The organism is Mucilaginibacter sp. SG564, assembly GCF_013149275.1.
Lineage (GTDB): Bacteria > Bacteroidota > Bacteroidia > Sphingobacteriales > Sphingobacteriaceae > Mucilaginibacter.
In genome coordinates, this window is sequence record NZ_JABGNA010000007.1 from 149,009 (window position 1) to 166,854 (window position 17,846).

Here is a 17,846-nt window from a genome sequence, read left to right on the forward strand (position 1 = left end):
GGAACGACGTGGCAATCCCCGATAAGCAGAGCCGCTCTGTAAGTAGGGGATTGCCACGCTATCGCTCGCAATGACGCGTGGAGAAACCAGCTTGTCCCAGCACTACACGATGACAGCCGAGGTTTTCTATACCACCCAACAAAAAAGCCGTTCCCTTTTCAGAGAACGGCTCAAGTAGGATCAGTAATAGTTATCGAATATTTTTACTATGATTTTAAGGTTAGTTCAAGTGATTTAATTTCTATTGTTGCATTACAATCTGAAATATAAGCTTTAATAAATACCTTTCCTCCAACATTTTGCCCATTGACCCTAATTGTAGCCTTAGCCGTACCCTGACCGCTAACTAATTCAATACCAGGGGGCATTTCCCACCTTATTGTACCACTATACCTAAACGGCGGTTGCGCGCTTGGGTTGTAAGTTATCTGTTGCGGTCCTCCCATTGGAGAGGATGAAATATCAACTGCATAAAAAAGTACAAAATCCCCTGTAGCTCCGAGTCGCAGATTGTCGGTATCCATAAACGGATAAATGCTACTTTGGTAGTTTGGATTATTTCCATAAAGACTCCTTGAACCTACCACATCATCAACACTTAAAGTTCGCATGCCCAATCCAAAATAAATTGCCGTCATTGTTGCATTTGAGCATTCTGAATGATCCAGACCGATGATATGTCCAAATTCATGTGCCGCAACTGATGCCAGATCAATTGTTCCTGGTACGGGACCAAAGGTGGATGCCGACCAGTTTTCATCGTCATCAAAATGCATTATACCGCTTGTAGGTGCGGTAGCATGCGCCAAAACTTTACCAGGACCATCAAAGGCATTATTGGCCCCATCGCCGTGATTTCCTTTATACCATCCAACTTTTACATTTGCGGAGTTCACATCAGTGGTAGAAAGTATACTGATATTAAGATTCGGCACATTAATACGAAACCAGGCACTTATTCCGGCAAAAACCTGATCTCTGGCTGCACTTGCATCCATAGAGCTTGGACCGTTATAGAAACCTACTGTCAATGTTTTTCCCTGAGGATAAACACTTCCCTCAGCCACCCACGATAGTACAATATTTCTTATTGCGTTGGTTTTAGGGCCAGTAGTGGATTGTGAATTTTCATTGGTTGGTATCCAGTCTTTTATAAATGCTATGTTTTTATAAATATCTGTTTTTTCTTTTACGCTTTGTGATGCCTCCTTTTTACAAGAAAAAGAAAAAAAGAGAAGCAGGCTCATTAGCGTAATTTTTGATAAGGTTGTTTTATTTTTCATAGTATATAGATTTTTGCAGGTTTCTCTAAATACAATAGTTTAAACATAACAACATCTCTAAAAATATCCATTCATGCCGGTTTCACCCTGACAAAAAAAGGATGCTTTTAGAGATGCACGTATAAGTTTAGTTATTATTTCCGGGGAATTTAACCCCTCTGTAGCTGGATACATTGGCCAGCGGGATAGACGCGTTATATTGTTTATTAATGGCTTTAATAAACTCATTGGCCACAACGGCATAACCACGTGGTGTTAAATGTATCCCATCCAATGAAAATATGCCGCCACTGATATAAGCCGAACTCAGGTTCACGCCATCAACTACCAGACCATGGGCTTTTACATTGTTCAAAAAGGTATAGGCATCAAAAATAGCCAGACCTTTTGATGAAGCTACAGACTTAATAGTAGTGTTGTAGGCGTTTACATAATCTTGTGTAAGAGCTACTTCGCCCTGATCAAGTACATATTTATCATCAATGGGGGTAAGCGGTGTTACGCCATAAGGCAGGCCACCGGCAGCAGCAACCGGCTGCCCAATCATACTGGTTGGAAAGGTAAGGATGATCAGATCGGCCGCGGTAGCTACCCTAGCTGAATGAGAACCATCTGAATTAAGTGCGTTAATATACAAGGCCTTTGCCGCCGGGTTAGCCTTTTGTACCGCGGCTAAAATAGCACCAACCGTTACGGTATTAAAATAAGGCACAGAGGTAACATCTGGTATAGTGGCAACCGCACCTTTTTGGCCGCTTGAAGTTAACTTGGTGATGGATAGATTATACAATTGCGAAAACACAGCTTTATCGGTCAACACATCCCCGGCGCCGCCACTTGTGGCATACAGCAGGGCATCGTTATTTCCCAGCCAATCGGTAAAAAATGTATAGGGCTTAGCTGTTACAAAATCCAGGTAAGTAGTAGTATTGGTTGGTGAATTACCAGGCAGCAAGCGTTCAAAATAACCATTCAGGTTGCCATAAGGAGCAAAGGTTATTTGCTGTAACTTAATACCAGGTACCCCATAGTTATTTAAATCGCCGGTGTATTTGGTAAACAAAACCACATTACCAAATCCTGGAATTGTAATTTGATCACGTACGGCGGCAGGTTGAACCTGTTGTGTTTTAGGTGTACCATCGGCATTAAACCCTGTTAGTTTTAAATAACCCGATCCGTTAGCCTGATTGGCGTTGAACAATGGTTGAGTAAAGGTGCCACCGCCCACTTTTTGCATTTGCGCGGCAATAATACTTGGATAAGAGTTTTGCTGGCCCTCCAGGTATAAGCCCCCATCGGCAAAACCGGCGGTAAGTGAATTACCTACAGAAATGTATCGTGAAAAATCGGCCGTTCCGCGCGAAGGAGCAGGTGTATTGATACTGGTTTTACAGGCGCCAAGGCCCAATAAACCGGCAGCTAAAAGTATATGTAAATATGATTTGTAAGTTTTCATTTGATTAGAATTTTAAATATTACCAGTGATAAGCAAGCGATAAACCGGGGATATAAACATTGGTTTTAAATGTTCCCGATAACTGCGACTCGATATTTGTTTGTGTGCGCGAATTAATATGTTCATACTCAAATGAAGCATCCAGATCAAGGTTTTTAGTTAGTTTATAACCTAAACCGGCTGTTAAATAATAACGGTTGGCATCAGGCGCCTCGGGGGTAACATAGCCATCCCTAACCGCTGTAGTTACATAACCACCGCCACCGCGTACAAATAATTTACTGGTTGCTTTATACTCGGCACCTGCACGGTAACTCCATCCGTTCTTATAGTTACGCGGCGAATAGGTATCCTGCAAAGTCGGCGTGTTTTTGGCATAATCAAACCCAAGCGTTTTATACACATCCCACTTGGTATAATTCACGTCAACGGCAACTAACCATTTATCAGAAGGCCTGTAGCCTAAACCGATAGATGATGTTGAAGGCAATGGAATTGCCGCAGTAAATGTATTAGGCTGCGGAAAGTTGGGTTGTATAGAACTGGCCACTTTAAAGATAGCATCCCCATTTTTTACGGTTGTATTTACCTTTGAGCGGTAATCAAGCCCTATGGTTAAACCAACGTTTGTTTTGATAAATGCGCCGGCGTTCCAGCCAAATCCGTGGCCGCCGCCCTTCAGCTGAGCCTGCCCGTCCTGGCCCGACTCGTTGGTTACCGGAATAGCTCTGGTCAAGTCAACAGAGCCATGGTTGTAAACAAAACCGGCACCTAAGCTCAGGAAATCGGTTACTCTATAGCTCAACGTTGGCTGAAAATATATAGCCTTCAGATTAAGGCTTTCAAGCGAATACTTACCTACCCAATCTTGCCCCCAATCGGTTAAACCGCCAAATGGGGTATAAACACCTAAACCTACTTTCCAGCGGGCATCTTTTGGCCCCCAAACGGCATAAGCAGTAAAGGGCGTAGCTACTTTGCTTTTGGTACGAAACTGATCGGTAGTACCGCTCGGATTAAAATCCGACTTAAACAGCAGCGGACTCATACCTGCCTGTACGTAATTTTGCGGCAGCATAGCAACGGCGCCAGGGTTAAATAATATGGAGGCACCATCCTGCAGCAAGCCGGTTCCGGTATGGCCCATACCGATCTGTTTCTGTCCGTGAAGGTTAACCTGGAAACCCTGGCCAAATGCAATAGCAGGCATTATTGCAAATAGCAATAGTATAAGTTTTCTCATGAGTAAAATATAATTGGTTTATAATATGCCGCTTGCTTTGAGAGAACAATACGGTATTTATTTAAAAAATAAAATTAGGATGGTTTTACAGGAAAAAAAGGGCTATAATGCGGAGGTATTGGTCAAAAAGTCGGAGAAAGCTTAATTGATAGTATAAATAATACCGGTACGGCTAAATATTATTGCCATTTAATTAACCGTTTTCATAAATTTTAGACAATAAAATTATATCTTTCCGTACATGAATAAGAATGCCAGATACGTGAGCAAAAAGATCGCTCAGCTTAGCCTTTCCAAGTTTGCCGACCTCTACGCAGACAAGCTCGTAAGCCCTGAATTTTTTATTGCCGACGAAAAGCAACTCCTCAGTTTAAGCGAATATCCTTACCGCTCCGACGGCTATATTATAGGCATCTGTACCCGCGGGCATGCCCTTGTGGAGGCCAATTTGCAGGTTTACGAAGCCAAGCCTGATGCTATGCTGCTGGCCACCCCTTTTCATATTTTACGGATCTACAACAGCAGCGACGATTTTTTATGCCGCTTCATCGTTTTCTCCAAAGCTTTTTTAACCGAAAACAATGTGAGCAGCCACTTCCTGGAATCGTTCAGTTACTTTAAAAGCGCTTCGCTCCCGGTAATTTATCCCGATCATGAGGACGCTAAAATGCTGCTGGATATTTATCTGCTGATGCAGCAAAAACTGGAACGCGAAAATCATCCCTACCGTATGGAAATATCCCGCAGTATGCTCACTACCATGCTGTACGAGGTAGAATCGATCTACGAAAAGCAGCATGTAATGATCAAGGGTAAACAAACCCGCAAGCAGGAGCTGAATATGCTATTCCAGGATCTGGTTTTCCATCATTATAAAGAACACCGGAATGTGCAATACTATGCCGATTCGCTGTACGTATCGCCCAAACATCTAACCGAAACCATCAAAGAAGTAACCGGGCGCACTGCCGGCGAATGGATAGATGATGCCGTAGTGCTCGAAGCCAAAGTACTGCTCCGCAACCATGATGTGAGTATTGCCCGCGTAGCCGAAAACATCCATTTTCCCGATCAATCGTCTTTTGGCAAGTATTTTAAAAAGCATACGGGTATGTCGCCGTCTGATTATAGGGTGGTTACCGGGCATTGATAGGAATTATTACCATTAAAAACAGTTTGTCATTCTGAGGAACGAAGAATCTATTCATCGACTTTACATATCGCAGAACAGATTTTTCACTACGTTCAAGAAATAGTTCTTCACTGCGTTCAGAATGACAAGAGAAAATTAGTACACTTTCCTCTTTCCGACTTTTTGACCAATACCTCCGCATTGCTGCCCTTTTTTTCGGCAGGCAAGGCTTCTAATTTTACTTTCGATTATAAAACCAATTAGTATCAAGTAGCCAGTATCAAGTATCGAGATACTTGAGCGTATCTGAATAACATTCAAAATCGTGATACTTGATACTAGCTACTTGATACCAAAAAATTCATAACTATGAGTGAGACTGAATCAATAAAGGCCTTAAAGGGTGGTGAGTTCCTGATCAGGGAAACACAGGCTGATAACGTTTTTATTCCGGAAGAGTGGAATGAGGAGCAATTGATGATCGCGGAAACCTGTACCAATTTTTTGGCGCAGAACGTAGCACCCAATTTAGCGCGTATTGACGATCAGGAAGAGGGCTTGATGCCCCACCTTATGGAAGAAGCGGGTGCTTTAGGCTTGTTGAGCATTTCTATCCCAGAAGAATATGGTGGCTTTGGCAAGGATTTTAAAACATCTATGCTGGTTACCGAAAAACTGGGCGCGGGTAATTCATTTTCCGTAGCATTTTCGGCACACACCGGTATTGGCACCCTGCCTATTTTATATTACGGTACCGACGCCCAGAAAGAAAAATACATTCCCAAACTGGCCAGCGGCGAGTGGAAAGGCGCTTATTGCCTTACCGAACCGGGCGCGGGCTCTGATGCCAACTCGGGCAAGGCGCGTGCAAAGCTTTCGGCCGATGGTAAGCATTACCTGCTCACTGGTCAAAAAATGTGGATCACCAACGCTGGCTTTGCTGATATTTTCACCGTGTTCGCTAAAATTGATAATGACGAGAACCTGAGCGCGTTTATCGTGGAGAAAGGTTTTGAAGGACTATCCCTCAACACCGAAGAACACAAAATGGGTATCAAAGGCAGTTCGACCCGTCAGGTATTTTTTAACGATTGCAAAGTACCCGTTGAAAACCTGCTATCCGAAAGACAGAACGGTTTTAAAATAGCGGTTAACATACTCAACCTGGGTCGTATTAAACTGGGGGGTGCCACCGTAGGCGCCAGTAAAGAAGTGATAACGGCGGCTATTCGCTACGCCAATGAGCGTGAGCAATTTGGCCGCCCCATCTCTAAATATGGCGCTATCCGCTATAAGATCGCACAGCAGGCTATCCGCACGTACGCGTCTGAGTCGGCTATTTATCGTGCCAGCCAGAATATGGAAGAAGCTACCGAAATGTACGAAGCGTCGGGAATGGACGCCATTCAGGCTAAACTGAAAGGTACCGAACAGTTCGCTATCGAAGCGGCTATCATCAAAGTACATGCTTCAGAAACACTGGATTATGTGGTCGACGAAGGCGTACAGATTTATGGTGGTATGGGCTACAGCGCCGAAGCGCCGATGGACCGCGCTTATCGCGATTCGCGTATCAACCGAATTTTTGAAGGCACCAACGAAATTAACCGCATGCTTACCGTGGATATGATGCTGAAACGCGCCATGAAAGGTGAGCTTGACCTGATGGGTCCGGCTCAGAAAGTAGCAGGCGAACTGATGAGCGTGCCTGATTTTGGCGGCTCAGATGATGAAGGTTTGTTCACCCACGAGAAAAAATATATCGCCAATTTCAAAAAAGCCATTTTAATGGTGGCCGGCTCTGCCGTACAAAAACTGATGACCCAGTTAGGCAAAGAACAGGAAGTACTGATGTACCTGGCCGATATGCTGATAGAGCTTTACGTAAGCGAATCACTACAACTGCGCGTTGAAAAACTGGTAAACTTAAAAGGTGAAGGTGCGGTTAAAGAGCAGCTGGACATCATGCGCGTTTACATCAACGATGCAGCCGGCAATATTGCCAAGGCTGGTCGCGAGGCTATCAATTCATTTGCCGACGGCGACGAGCGCCGTATGATGCTGATGGGCCTGAAACGCTTCACCAAAACCGAAGATATCAACACCACCCAGGCCCGCAGAAACATAGCGACCAAACTGATCGAAGAAAATAAATATTGCTATTAACGAAAACCCCGACCTCTCCAGAGGAAAGGGAGTGCTATGCACTCGACGCTACCCGACAAGAGGCACAGGAGTCTCCCCCACCAGGCCGGTGGGGAGGCTCGCAGGGGCTTTTTAAGAGAAACAGGAAATAAGAATCAAGAGACAAGGAAACAAGACAGTCACAGTAAAATATGGCATGTTTTTATCCCGGTTCTTCGCTCTTTTCTCTTGATTCTTACCTCTTGATTCTCATCATACGTAACCTAAGATAAAAACATGAAGATATTAGTGTGTATAAGCCAGGTGCCTGATACCAGCACCAAAATTGTACTAAAGGATAACAATACCGCTATCAATAATCAGGGTGTTACCTACGTAATAAACCCTTACGACGAATGGTACGCACTGGTGCGTGCCCTGGAACTTAAAGAAGCAGGAATAGCCAGCGATATACACCTGGTAACCGTTGGCAAGGCAGATACTGAGCCGGTGATCCGCAAAGCGCTGGCATTAGGTGGTGATGAAGCTATCCGCATAGATGCCGACAGCCATGACCCTTACGAAACCGCCAATTATATCGCCGAATATGCCAAAAGCGTGGGTTACGACCTGATCCTGTGCGGCAAAGAATCCATAGATTATAATAACGGAGCCGTAGGCGCCATGTTGGCCGAATTGCTGGATACCGACTACATAGGCTTTGCCACAGATCTTCAGACAGATGGCAAAATCGCCACCGTAAAACGAGAAATAGAAGGCGGCGAGGAAACCGATACCTGCAGCCTGCCCGTGGTGATTGCCTGCCAGAAAGGTGTTGCCGAAGCCCGGATACCAAACATGCGTGGTATTATGGCCGCTCGCACCCGCCCACTTAAAGTGGTGACACCGGCAGCTATTAGTTCTGTAACCGAAATTTTATCCTACGAATTACCACCCGCTAAAGCCGGAATAAAAATGGTTAGTCCGGATAATATGGATGAACTGGTAGAACTGCTTCATGCCGAAGCGAAGGTGATATAATTTAATTAGTGAATTATTGATTTAGCGAATTAGTGATTTTTTTCAAATAAGAGTAAGGGTCTGTGCGAATCCCCTCTTGAGAGGGGCGGAGGGGTGTGTTTCTATTGGCAGATAAAATGCGTAATAACACACCCCACCCATCACTAAACCCTACGCGCCCCCTCTCAACAGGGGATCTGTAAACTGTCTAAAACCTATAAAAAATGTCTGTAATTGTATTGGTAGAACATACCGAAGGAAATATAAAAAAGAAGAGTCTGGAAGCTGTGCAGTATGCTGCCGGCATCGCCCAAAAAACGGGCACAACGGTAAGCGCTGTGGTGTTAGGTACCCTGGCTGGTAGCGAGATGGAAAGCCTGGGTCAATACGGCGCTCAAAAAGTGCTGCATGTTGCCGATACACGTTTGGATGAACTGCATGCCCGGGCTTATACCACCGCCTTAATAGCTGCTGCTCAAAAAGAAGGCAGTCAAATCATCATTGCTTTGCATGATATCAATGGTCGTGCAGTTGCACCACGTTTATCGGCCAAATTAAAAGCTGGCCTGGTAGCGGGCGCACTCTCCTATCCCGATCTGGATAAGGGCTTCGTGATCAAAAAAGCGGTATTCTCGGGTAAAGCGTTTGCTTTTGTGAATGTAACCAGCGATGTAAAAGTGATCACCCTGATGCCAAACACTTTCCAGTTAAACAAGGGCGAAGGCAAGGCCACTATCGAAAAATTGGATGTAAGCTTTGGCGACAAAGATTTTGGAGTGAAGGTTAAAGAAGTAAACCTGATCAAAGGCGAGATTCCGCTGGCAGACGCACAATTGGTGGTATCTGGCGGTCGCGGTATGAAAGGTCCCGAAAACTGGGGACTGATCGAGAACCTGGCTAAAGAACTGGGTGCGGGTACCGCCTGCTCCCGTCCCGTTGCCGACGCGCACTGGCGACCACACCATGAGCATGTGGGCCAAACCGGGGGCACCGTAAGGCCAAACCTGTATATAGCCGTGGGTATTTCGGGCGCGATACAGCATCTGGCAGGGGTTAACGGATCCAAAACTATTGTGGTGATCAACAAAGATCCGGAGGCGCCATTTTTTAAAGCCGCCAACTATGGTGTAGTGGGCGATGCGCTGGAAATTTTACCGCGCCTTACCGAAGCGGTGAAGAATTTCAAGCAAAACCATAAATAAGAGCTGAAAGCCAAAAGCGAAAAGCTAAAAGCTATCAGGGAGTAAAAGGTTAAAAACGCTTTAAGCTTTGTGCTTTAAGCCTTAAGCTAAAAAAGATGAATGTTTATTATGAAGGTCAGGTCATATGGGCGCAATTAGATGCCAATCAGCACATGAGGCACTCGGCATATGCCGATGTTGCCGCGCAAGCCAGGTTAAACATGCTCGAAAGTCTGGGTTCGATGCCCCACAAGCTTTTTGAACTTAAAATAGGCCCTGTACTGTTTAAGGAAGAGCTTAACTATTTGCGCGAAATAACTATTAACGATAACATCAAGGTAACCTGCGAAGTAATCAGTTCCAGGGCCGACGGCTCTCGCTGGGCTTTCAGGCAGGAGGTATACCGCGGTGATGGTATTAAAGCCGCTGTAATAGTAGTGCAGGGGGCCTGGATTGATACCCTAAAACGCAAACTAACCCCATTACCTGCCGAATTAGGCGAGTTATTTATCAAAGCGCCCAAAAGCGACGATTATGTGGAAGAGCTCCCTAAGTCACAAAATCAAAATAAATAATAAATATGGATCAAAAAGAGCTTTTTGAAAATGCAGTAGCAACAAGTAAAACTTTACCGGCCAAACCCGATAACGAAACGCTGCTGCGCTTATATAGTTTATACAAACAAGCCACCGAGGGCGACATCAACGCCGATAGCCCACCGGGGATGTTTGACTTTGTGGCTAAGGCTAAATATGATGCCTGGTTAAATTTAAAAGGTGTTACCGCCCATGATGCCCGCCAGCAATACATTGATCTGGTAAACGAATTGTCAGGAAAGTAAAGGGCCATAAAATAATCGAGGAAAAGCCCTATCTTTAAATCAACCAATTTATAGTAGCACAAATAGAATTTCCGAAATTTTGACAAATGTTTCCGCCATTTGGCCCTTTGTTAAGCTTCGCCAAAAAGGATATTTGTTTACTATAGATGAGAAGCAAGAATTAAGAGCTAAGAATCAAGAGAAGCATTATAACCAGTTTTACTGCATTGTCTTGATTCCTGATTCTTACATCTTGATTCTTTTTAAAAAGAACCAATACTAAATTATTTTTTAACCCTGTCGCTTAATTGTGTTTGTCTCCTGCAAAAAGAGGTGCCAATTCGCCGTTGTATACGTTGTGATTTGGCAAAGCTTAAAAAAGACAGATTTAATTAGCCGACAATAGCATCAAAAAGCCATGTCATCACCTAAAAAGCATTTCGCCCGTTTTGTATTGATCCTGCTCGCCGTAGTATCTGTAAACTTAGCCGCCAAGGCCCAGACCGATAAAATTGAAGGGGTTTGGTATAATGATATCAAAAGCGCCAAAATACAGATCAGCAAGGGTACCGATGGCAAGTTTAACGGTAAAATAATATGGCTTAAGGAGCCGCTCAAAAACGGTAAACCCAAAACCGACGAAGAGAACAAGGACGAAAAGCTGCGCTCCCGCCCCATCATAGGTTTACACATTCTGGAAGGCTTTGTACCCGATGGTGACGATAAATATACTGATGGCAAGATCTATGATCCAAAAAACGGTAAAACTTACTCCTGCAATATCACCTATAAAGGCAAAACATTATCAATCCGCGGCTACATAGGCGTATCCCTGTTTGGCCGCACAACCGTTTGGGAACGGACGGAATAATTTTTTATACAGTATCAAGTAGCTAGTATCAAGTATCACGACTTTTAAGAAGTGATGCTTGTGACCTACAAATATCTTGATACTTGATACTAACTACTTGATACTAATCTTATGAAACGAATAATAAAAAAAGTAGCCGTTCTGGGCTCGGGCGTAATGGGCAGCCGTATTGCCTGTCATTTCGCCAATATCGGGGTACAGGTGCTGCTATTGGATATTGTACCAAAGGATGCCCCTGCAGGCGATAAAAAAGCCCGCAATAAAATTGTTAACGACGCGCTTGATTTCGCTTTAAAATCAAATCCATCTCCCATCTATCTCAAATCATTTGCCCGTCGTATTAGCACCGGTAATTTTGAAGATGATATGGCCAAAATTGCCGATTACGACTGGGTGATAGAAGTAGTAGTGGAACGTTTGGATATCAAACAACAGGTATTTGAAACGGTCGAAAAATACCGCAAGCCCGGTACGCTCATCACTTCCAATACCTCGGGTATCCCAATCCACTTGATGACCGAAGGCCGAAGCGATGATTTTAAAAAGCATTTCTGTGGTACCCACTTTTTTAATCCGCCGCGGTATTTAAAACTGCTGGAGATCATCCCCACAAAAGATACCTCGCCAGAGGTGGTCGACTTCCTGATGGAGTACGGCGAGAAGTTCCTGGGGAAAACCACCGTATTGGCAAAAGATACCCCGGCCTTTATCGGCAACCGCATCGGTGTGTTCGCCATTATGAGCATCCTGCATTATGTCGAAAAAACAGGCATGACGGTGGAAGAAGTCGACAAGTTGACAGGGCCGGTTATTGGTCATCCCAAATCAGCTACCTTCCGTACCAATGATGTGGTGGGTTTAGATACCATGGTGCATGTAGCCAATGGTCTCAGCAAAAACGCGCCCGATGACGAGGCGAAAGAGCTATTCGTCATTCCCGAATTTGTGAACGGCATGTTGAAGAACAACTGGCTGGGCAGCAAAACCGGGCAGGGTTTTTATAAAAAAGAAAAAGTAGATGGCGCCAACCAATTCTTCGCGCTCGATCTGAAAACACTGGAATACAAACCATCGCAAAAAGTAAAATTCCCGGTATTGGATATTACCAAAACGGTAGACAACTTAAAAGAACGACTAAAAATCCTGCTGGCAGCAAAAGATAAAGCTGGTGATTTTTACCGCAGCACCTTTTATCAGCTTTTTGCCTACGCCAGTAACCGCATCCCCGAAATTGCCGATGAGCTTTATAAAATAGACGCTGCCGTTACCGCAGGCTTCGGCTGGGAAATAGGCCCCTTTGAAAAATGGGACGCCCTGGGCGTTGCCGATACTGTGAAAGCCATGGAAGCCGCGGGTAGCAAACCAGCCCAATGGGTGTATGATATGCTGGCCTCAGGCGCTCAAAGCTTTTATAAAATAGCCGACGGCAATCGTCAGTATTATGATATCGCCTCCAAAACTTACAAGGTAATTCCGGGTACCGAGAACTTTATACTGCTGAGCAATATCCGCGAAGCCAATACCATCTGGAAAAATACAGGCACTACCATTACCGACATTGGCGATGGCATCATCAACCTGGAGTTCCACACCAAAATGAACACCATTGGCGGCGATGTGATAGAGGGCATCAATAAAGCCATCACCCTGGCAGAGAAGAGCTACAAAGGCCTGGTAATCTCCAACGAAGGCGCCAATTTTAGCGCTGGAGCAAACGTAGGGATGATATTTATGATGGCCGTTGAGCAGGAATTTGACGAACTGAATATGGTGATCAAAGCTTTCCAGACCGCCATGATGCGCATCCGCTATTCGTCCATTCCGGTGGTAGCGGCGCCGCATCAGATGGCGCTGGGTGGTGGCTGTGAGCTTTGTTTGCATGCCGATAAAGTAGTTGCCCATGCCGAACTATATATGGGCCTGGTGGAATTTGGTGTAGGTCTTATCCCAGGAGGAGGAGGCACCAAGGAATTTGCTCTGCGCCTTTCGGACGAGCTGCAGGATGGCGATATCGAACTCAACAATTTCCGCGACAGATTCCTCACCATCGGCCAGGCTAAAGTTTCTACTTCGGCCTATGAGGCTTTTGAATTTGGTTATCTGAAAAAAGGCCGCGATGTGGTCGTAGTATCACAAAACCGCCTACTGGCCGAAGCCAAACAACATTGCCTGCAAATGGCCAATGAGGGTTATGTACAACCCGTGCAGCGTACCGATATCCGGGTACTGGGCAAGCAGGCTTTAGGCCTGGGTTATGTAGGCGCCAATACCATGTACAGCGGCAATTATATCAGCGAGCACGATGTAAAAATTTCGCAGAAACTGGCCTACGTACTGGCCGGCGGCGATCTGTCGCAACCCTCGCTGGTAAGCGAAGAATATTTGCTGGGCCTGGAGCGGGAAGCCTTTATTTCCCTCTGCACCGAGCGCAAAACACTGGAGCGTATCCAGTCGATCATAACAGGTGGTAAAGTATTGAGGAATTAAAAGGAGAGGCAAGAAATAAGAGCCAGGAATCAAGATCAAAACGCCTATTTCTTCTTGGTTCTTGACTCTCGGTTCTTGATTCTAATAACTAAATAGAAAAGATATGGACGCATACATAGTGGCTGCAAGCCGCAGCGCAGTTGGAAAAGCAACCCGGGGGGGCTTCAGGTTTACCCGGCCGGACACCCTTGCGGCAGATGTGATCAAGCATCTCATGGCATCGGTGCCCAACGTCGATAAGGATCAGATAGAAGATGTGATCGTAGGCAACGCTACACCTGAGGCCGAGCAGGGCCTAAACGTGGGCAGACTGATATCGCTTATGGCCCTGGATACCGATAAAGTACCGGGCATGACCGTGAACCGTTATTGTGCTTCGGGCCTGGAAACTATTGCTATAGCATCGGCCAAAGTACACAGCGGCATTGCCGATTGTATCATCGCCGGTGGGGTGGAAAGCATGAGCCTGCTGCCTATGGGTGGCTGGCGCGTAGTGCCCAATGCCGATATAGCTTTGGCCCACCCCGATTATTACTGGGGCATGGGTTTAACCGCCGAAGCAGTAGCTAAAGAGTATAAAGTTGGTCGCGAAGAGCAGGACCAGTTTGCTTATAACTCACACCAAAAGGCGATCAACGCTATCAAAGAGGGTAAATTTAAAGACGAGATAGTGGCCGTAAATGTAACCGAAACCTATGTTGACGAAACCGGCAAAAAGAAAAACCGCGACTTTAAAGTTGATACCGACGAAGGCCCGCGCGCTGATACTTCAATGGAGGCATTGGCCAAACTAAAACCTGTGTTTGATGCCAAAGGTGTGGTAACCGCAGGCAACTCATCCCAAACAAGTGATGGAGCCGCCTTTGTAATGGTAGTAAGCGAGCGCTTTTTAAAAGCCAATAACTTAAAACCTATAGCCCGGCTAGTGAATTACGCGGTTGCCGGTGTACCACCGCGCATTATGGGCATCGGGCCGTTGGTGGCTATACCCAAAGCTTTGAAACAGGCTGGTATGAAACAACAGGACATCGACCTTATCGAGTTGAACGAAGCCTTTGCGTCACAATCACTGGCGGTTATCAAAGGGCTTGACCTGGATATCGATCGCATCAACGTTAATGGCGGCGCTATTGCGCTGGGCCACCCGCTGGGTTGTACAGGTGCTAAGCTATCCGTGCAGCTTTTTAACGAGTTAAAACGCAGGGATAAAAAATACGGTATGGTTACCATGTGCGTAGGTACCGGACAAGGTGCCGCGGGCATTTTTGAATTATTATAGTTTTAGTATCAAGTAGCTAGTATCAAGTATCACGATTTTGGATACATAATACAAGCATCTTGATATTAAAATTGGAGATATAAAGCGAGTGTCTTGATACTTGATACTAACTACTTGATACTAATTGAAAAGACATGGAAAAAGTGGCAAGATTGTTTGATTGCATGGAGATTCAGGCCCGGGAGCCCAGACCCGATCTGTTAAATGCCAAAGAGAACGGCTTATGGCGCGCTTACAGCACCCAGGAAACGCATACCCTCATCTACCAGTTAGCCATGGCCTTGTTAGAGCTGGGCGTTTCTGGCGGTGATGGCACTACCGAAGGTCGTGACAAAATAGGTCTTATCAGCAACGGGCGGCCCGAGTGGCTCATCACCGACCTGGCTGTACAGCAAACCGGCGCTATCCTGGTGCCCCTGTATCCCAACAGCAACCCTAAGGAACTGGAGCAGATCCTGAACGAAGCCGAAGTAAAATACCTGTTCATCAGCAACCAGGAGCTATATGATAAAGTAAACGCCGTATGCGCCAATATACCCTCGCTCAAGGCTATTTATACTTTTGATCATCTTGATAATTGCCCTCACTGGTCGGCATTATTAAAGCCCCTCCCAGATGGTTACCGAGACAGGCTATCGGCCATCAGCAATACGATTGCCGAAGATGATGTAACCACTATTATTTACACATCGGGTACCACCGGCAGACCTAAAGGCGTAATGCTTACCCACAAAAACATCGTTAGTAATGTGGTAGCTTCCGGTGAAGTGCTGGGCCAGATCCCCATTGAACAAAAACAGGCGCTGAGCTTTTTACCGCTCAACCACATTTTCGAAAAAATGTGTACTTACATATACCTTTTCTATGGCTTCTCCATTTCCTATGCCGAAAGCATGGATACTATTGGCGCCAATATGAAAGAGACTAAACCATATATTTTCACAGCCGTGCCCCGCCTGTTGGAAAAAGTATTCGAGAAGATCATGGCAGCCGGGCAACAACTTACCGGGATCAAAAAGAAGATCTTTTTATGGTCGATAAAAGTAGCCGAGGAGTTTGAGATCGAAAATCAGAGTCTCTGGTACAAAATAAAACGGGCCATTGCCGATAAACTGGTGTACAGCAAATGGCGAGAAGCGGTGGGTGGCAATGTAAAGGCCATAGTTATCGGCAGCTCCGCCTGTCCTATCAAGCTCGAAAAAATATTTACTGCCGCCGGGATGACGGTAATGGAAGGCTACGGCCTTACAGAAACATCGCCGGTAATTGCGGTTAACTGCTATAATACCGGCCGTAAATTTGGCACCGTAGGCAAGCTCATCAGCGGTGTACAGGTTAAAATTGCCGAAGACGGCGAGATACTTTGCAAAGGGCCCAACATTACTGTGGGCTATTATAAAAACCCCGAAATGACAGCCGAAGTGATCAAAGATGGCTGGTTTAGCACCGGCGATATTGGCGAGCTGGATAAGGATGGCTTTTTGAAAATAACCGATCGTAAAAAGGAGATCTTCAAAACATCGGGCGGTAAATATGTGGCCCCGATGCCTATTGAGAATAAGATGAAGGAAAATCATTTTATTGAGCAAATGATGGTGGTAGGTCCGGAACGGAAGTTCACCGCCGCGCTTATCGTACCTTCATACACCAACTTAAAACCCTGGTGCGAAAAAAACGATATCCCCTTTACCTCACATCGGGATGTGATCAGCAATCCCCGGGTTATTGAACTTTTCCAATCCATCATTGATGGTTTCAATCCCGAGTTTAACCACGTGGAGCAGGTAAAAAAACTCACTTTGCTGCCCGAAGAATGGTCGATCGAAAGTGGTGAGCTTACTCCTACCGGTAAGATGAAGCGCAAAGTGATCATGGAAAAATACAAGACCGAAATTGACAAGATATACTCCGGCGAAGAACACGAAAACCCTTCGTTGGTACATTGATTAGAATCAAGAGATAAGAGTCAAGAATCAGGAAAAAAAGTTACGTTGAGAAATATGGGACGGGCAAAGTGCTTTTGTCTTGATTCTTGACTCTCGATTCTTGACGCCCTCTGCAACCATTACAGCAATGACAACATTTCAATTAACCATAAACAACGGCCTGGCGATACTGACCCTTGACCGGGGCCGCTCCAATGCTATTAACCACCAAATGGTTAAAGAGCTAATAACTGCTGTACAAACGCTGGATAATGATACCAGCGTGGGCGGATTGATCATCACCGGCAAACCGGGCTTCTTTTCGTCGGGTATTGACCTGATTGAAGCTTATGAATATAACGAAGAGCAAAGCCGCGGTTTGTGGACCGACTTCCTGTCGGTACAACGCTCACTGGTGGCCTTTAAAAAACCTATGGTAGCGGCTATAAGTGGGCATAGTCCGGCAGGAGGCTGTGTACTGGCCATTTGTGCCGATTATCGGGTAATGGCCGAAGGCCCTTTTATTATGGGTTTAAATGAGATCCCCGTAGGCATCATTGTACCCGACAGCGTAGCCACCCTTTACTCCTTCTGGCTTGGGCAGCGCAGGGCTTACCAGTATCTGATGGAAGGTAAGCTCCTGAAAGTAAACGAAGCACTGGATGTTGGACTGATAGATGAGATCAGCGCCCCCGAAAACCTGCTCTCCACTGCCGAACGAAAGATCAGGACCTACATGCAGCTTAACCCGGTTACCTGGAGCCAAAGCAAGCTAAACCTGCGCCATGAGCTCATAACTAAGCTCAGCGCCGATCAAAGCACCGCTCTGAACCACATGCTGGCCCAATGGTGGTCCCCCGAAGTACGCAAAGGCCTGCAAATGCTTATCCAGAATTTAAAATCAAAAACAACGGCTTAAAAAAGAATCAAGAGATAAGAGCCAAGAATCAAGACGCGTTAAAAAACATGGAACAGACAAGATGCTTTTTGTCTTGATTCTTGACTCTCGATTCTTGCCTCTC

General features: G+C 45.5%; 14 protein-coding genes. 11 read left to right on the forward strand and 3 right to left on the reverse strand.

Annotated features, from left to right (window positions below; translation table 11 throughout):
- Positions 1-206: 206 nt before the first annotated feature.
- From FHW89_RS17185 to FHW89_RS17195, 3 genes are all read right to left on the reverse strand, one after another.
- Entirely contained in the window at positions 207-1,283 is a 1,077-nt protein-coding gene (locus FHW89_RS17185; RefSeq protein ID WP_172336290.1) for a matrixin family metalloprotease, read from the reverse strand.
- A 127-nt stretch (positions 1,284-1,410) separates the two neighbouring features.
- Positions 1,411-2,742: a G-D-S-L family lipolytic protein gene (locus FHW89_RS17190; protein ID WP_172336291.1), complete on the reverse strand. Its 1,332-nt coding sequence runs from the start codon at positions 2,740-2,742 to the stop codon at positions 1,411-1,413.
- A 19-nt stretch (positions 2,743-2,761) separates the two neighbouring features.
- Complete coding sequence (locus FHW89_RS17195) at positions 2,762-3,985, reverse strand: OmpP1/FadL family transporter (RefSeq protein WP_172336292.1); 1,224 nt, start codon at positions 3,983-3,985, stop codon at positions 2,762-2,764.
- 241 nt (positions 3,986-4,226) lie between these two features.
- On the opposite strand from FHW89_RS17195, the gene FHW89_RS17200 reads away from it, so the two are divergent.
- The 11 genes from FHW89_RS17200 to FHW89_RS17250 all read left to right on the forward strand — a co-directional run bounded on the left by FHW89_RS17200 (position 4,227) and on the right by FHW89_RS17250 (position 17,743).
- The gene (locus tag FHW89_RS17200) at positions 4,227-5,135 is read left to right on the forward strand and encodes an AraC family transcriptional regulator (protein WP_172336293.1); all 909 of its coding nucleotides are present in this window, start codon (positions 4,227-4,229) and stop codon (positions 5,133-5,135) included.
- A 351-nt stretch (positions 5,136-5,486) separates the two neighbouring features.
- On the forward strand, positions 5,487-7,283 hold the full coding sequence (locus FHW89_RS17205; protein ID WP_172336294.1) for an acyl-CoA dehydrogenase family protein: 1,797 nt from the start codon (positions 5,487-5,489) through the stop codon (positions 7,281-7,283).
- 255 nt (positions 7,284-7,538) lie between these two features.
- Complete coding sequence (locus tag FHW89_RS17210) at positions 7,539-8,282, forward strand: electron transfer flavoprotein subunit beta/FixA family protein (RefSeq protein WP_172336295.1); 744 nt, start codon at positions 7,539-7,541, stop codon at positions 8,280-8,282.
- A gap of 203 nt (positions 8,283-8,485) precedes the next feature.
- Positions 8,486-9,463 carry an electron transfer flavoprotein subunit alpha/FixB family protein gene (locus tag FHW89_RS17215; RefSeq protein ID WP_172336296.1) on the forward strand — a complete coding sequence of 326 codons (978 nt, stop codon included), beginning with the start codon at positions 8,486-8,488 and terminating at the stop codon, positions 9,461-9,463.
- Between the two features lie 95 nt (positions 9,464-9,558).
- On the forward strand, positions 9,559-10,017 hold the full coding sequence (locus FHW89_RS17220) for a thioesterase family protein (protein WP_216650606.1): 459 nt from the start codon (positions 9,559-9,561) through the stop codon (positions 10,015-10,017).
- A 5-nt stretch (positions 10,018-10,022) separates the two neighbouring features.
- Positions 10,023-10,283 (forward strand): acyl-CoA-binding protein, encoded by a 261-nt coding sequence (locus tag FHW89_RS17225; protein ID WP_172336297.1) that lies wholly within the window; start codon positions 10,023-10,025, stop codon positions 10,281-10,283.
- A gap of 397 nt (positions 10,284-10,680) precedes the next feature.
- On the forward strand, positions 10,681-11,133 hold the full coding sequence (locus FHW89_RS17230; protein ID WP_172336298.1) for a DUF2147 domain-containing protein: 453 nt from the start codon (positions 10,681-10,683) through the stop codon (positions 11,131-11,133).
- 111 nt (positions 11,134-11,244) lie between these two features.
- Positions 11,245-13,620, forward strand: a complete 2,376-nt coding sequence (locus tag FHW89_RS17235; protein WP_172336299.1) for a 3-hydroxyacyl-CoA dehydrogenase/enoyl-CoA hydratase family protein — start codon at positions 11,245-11,247, stop codon at positions 13,618-13,620.
- A gap of 103 nt (positions 13,621-13,723) precedes the next feature.
- Positions 13,724-14,899: an acetyl-CoA C-acyltransferase gene (locus tag FHW89_RS17240; protein ID WP_172336300.1), complete on the forward strand. Its 1,176-nt coding sequence runs from the start codon at positions 13,724-13,726 to the stop codon at positions 14,897-14,899.
- 134 nt (positions 14,900-15,033) lie between these two features.
- Entirely contained in the window at positions 15,034-16,845 is a 1,812-nt protein-coding gene (locus tag FHW89_RS17245; protein WP_172336301.1) for a long-chain fatty acid--CoA ligase, read from the forward strand.
- A gap of 127 nt (positions 16,846-16,972) precedes the next feature.
- On the forward strand, positions 16,973-17,743 hold the full coding sequence (locus FHW89_RS17250) for an enoyl-CoA hydratase/isomerase family protein (protein WP_172336302.1): 771 nt from the start codon (positions 16,973-16,975) through the stop codon (positions 17,741-17,743).
- The last annotated feature ends 103 nt before the right edge of the window (positions 17,744-17,846 follow it).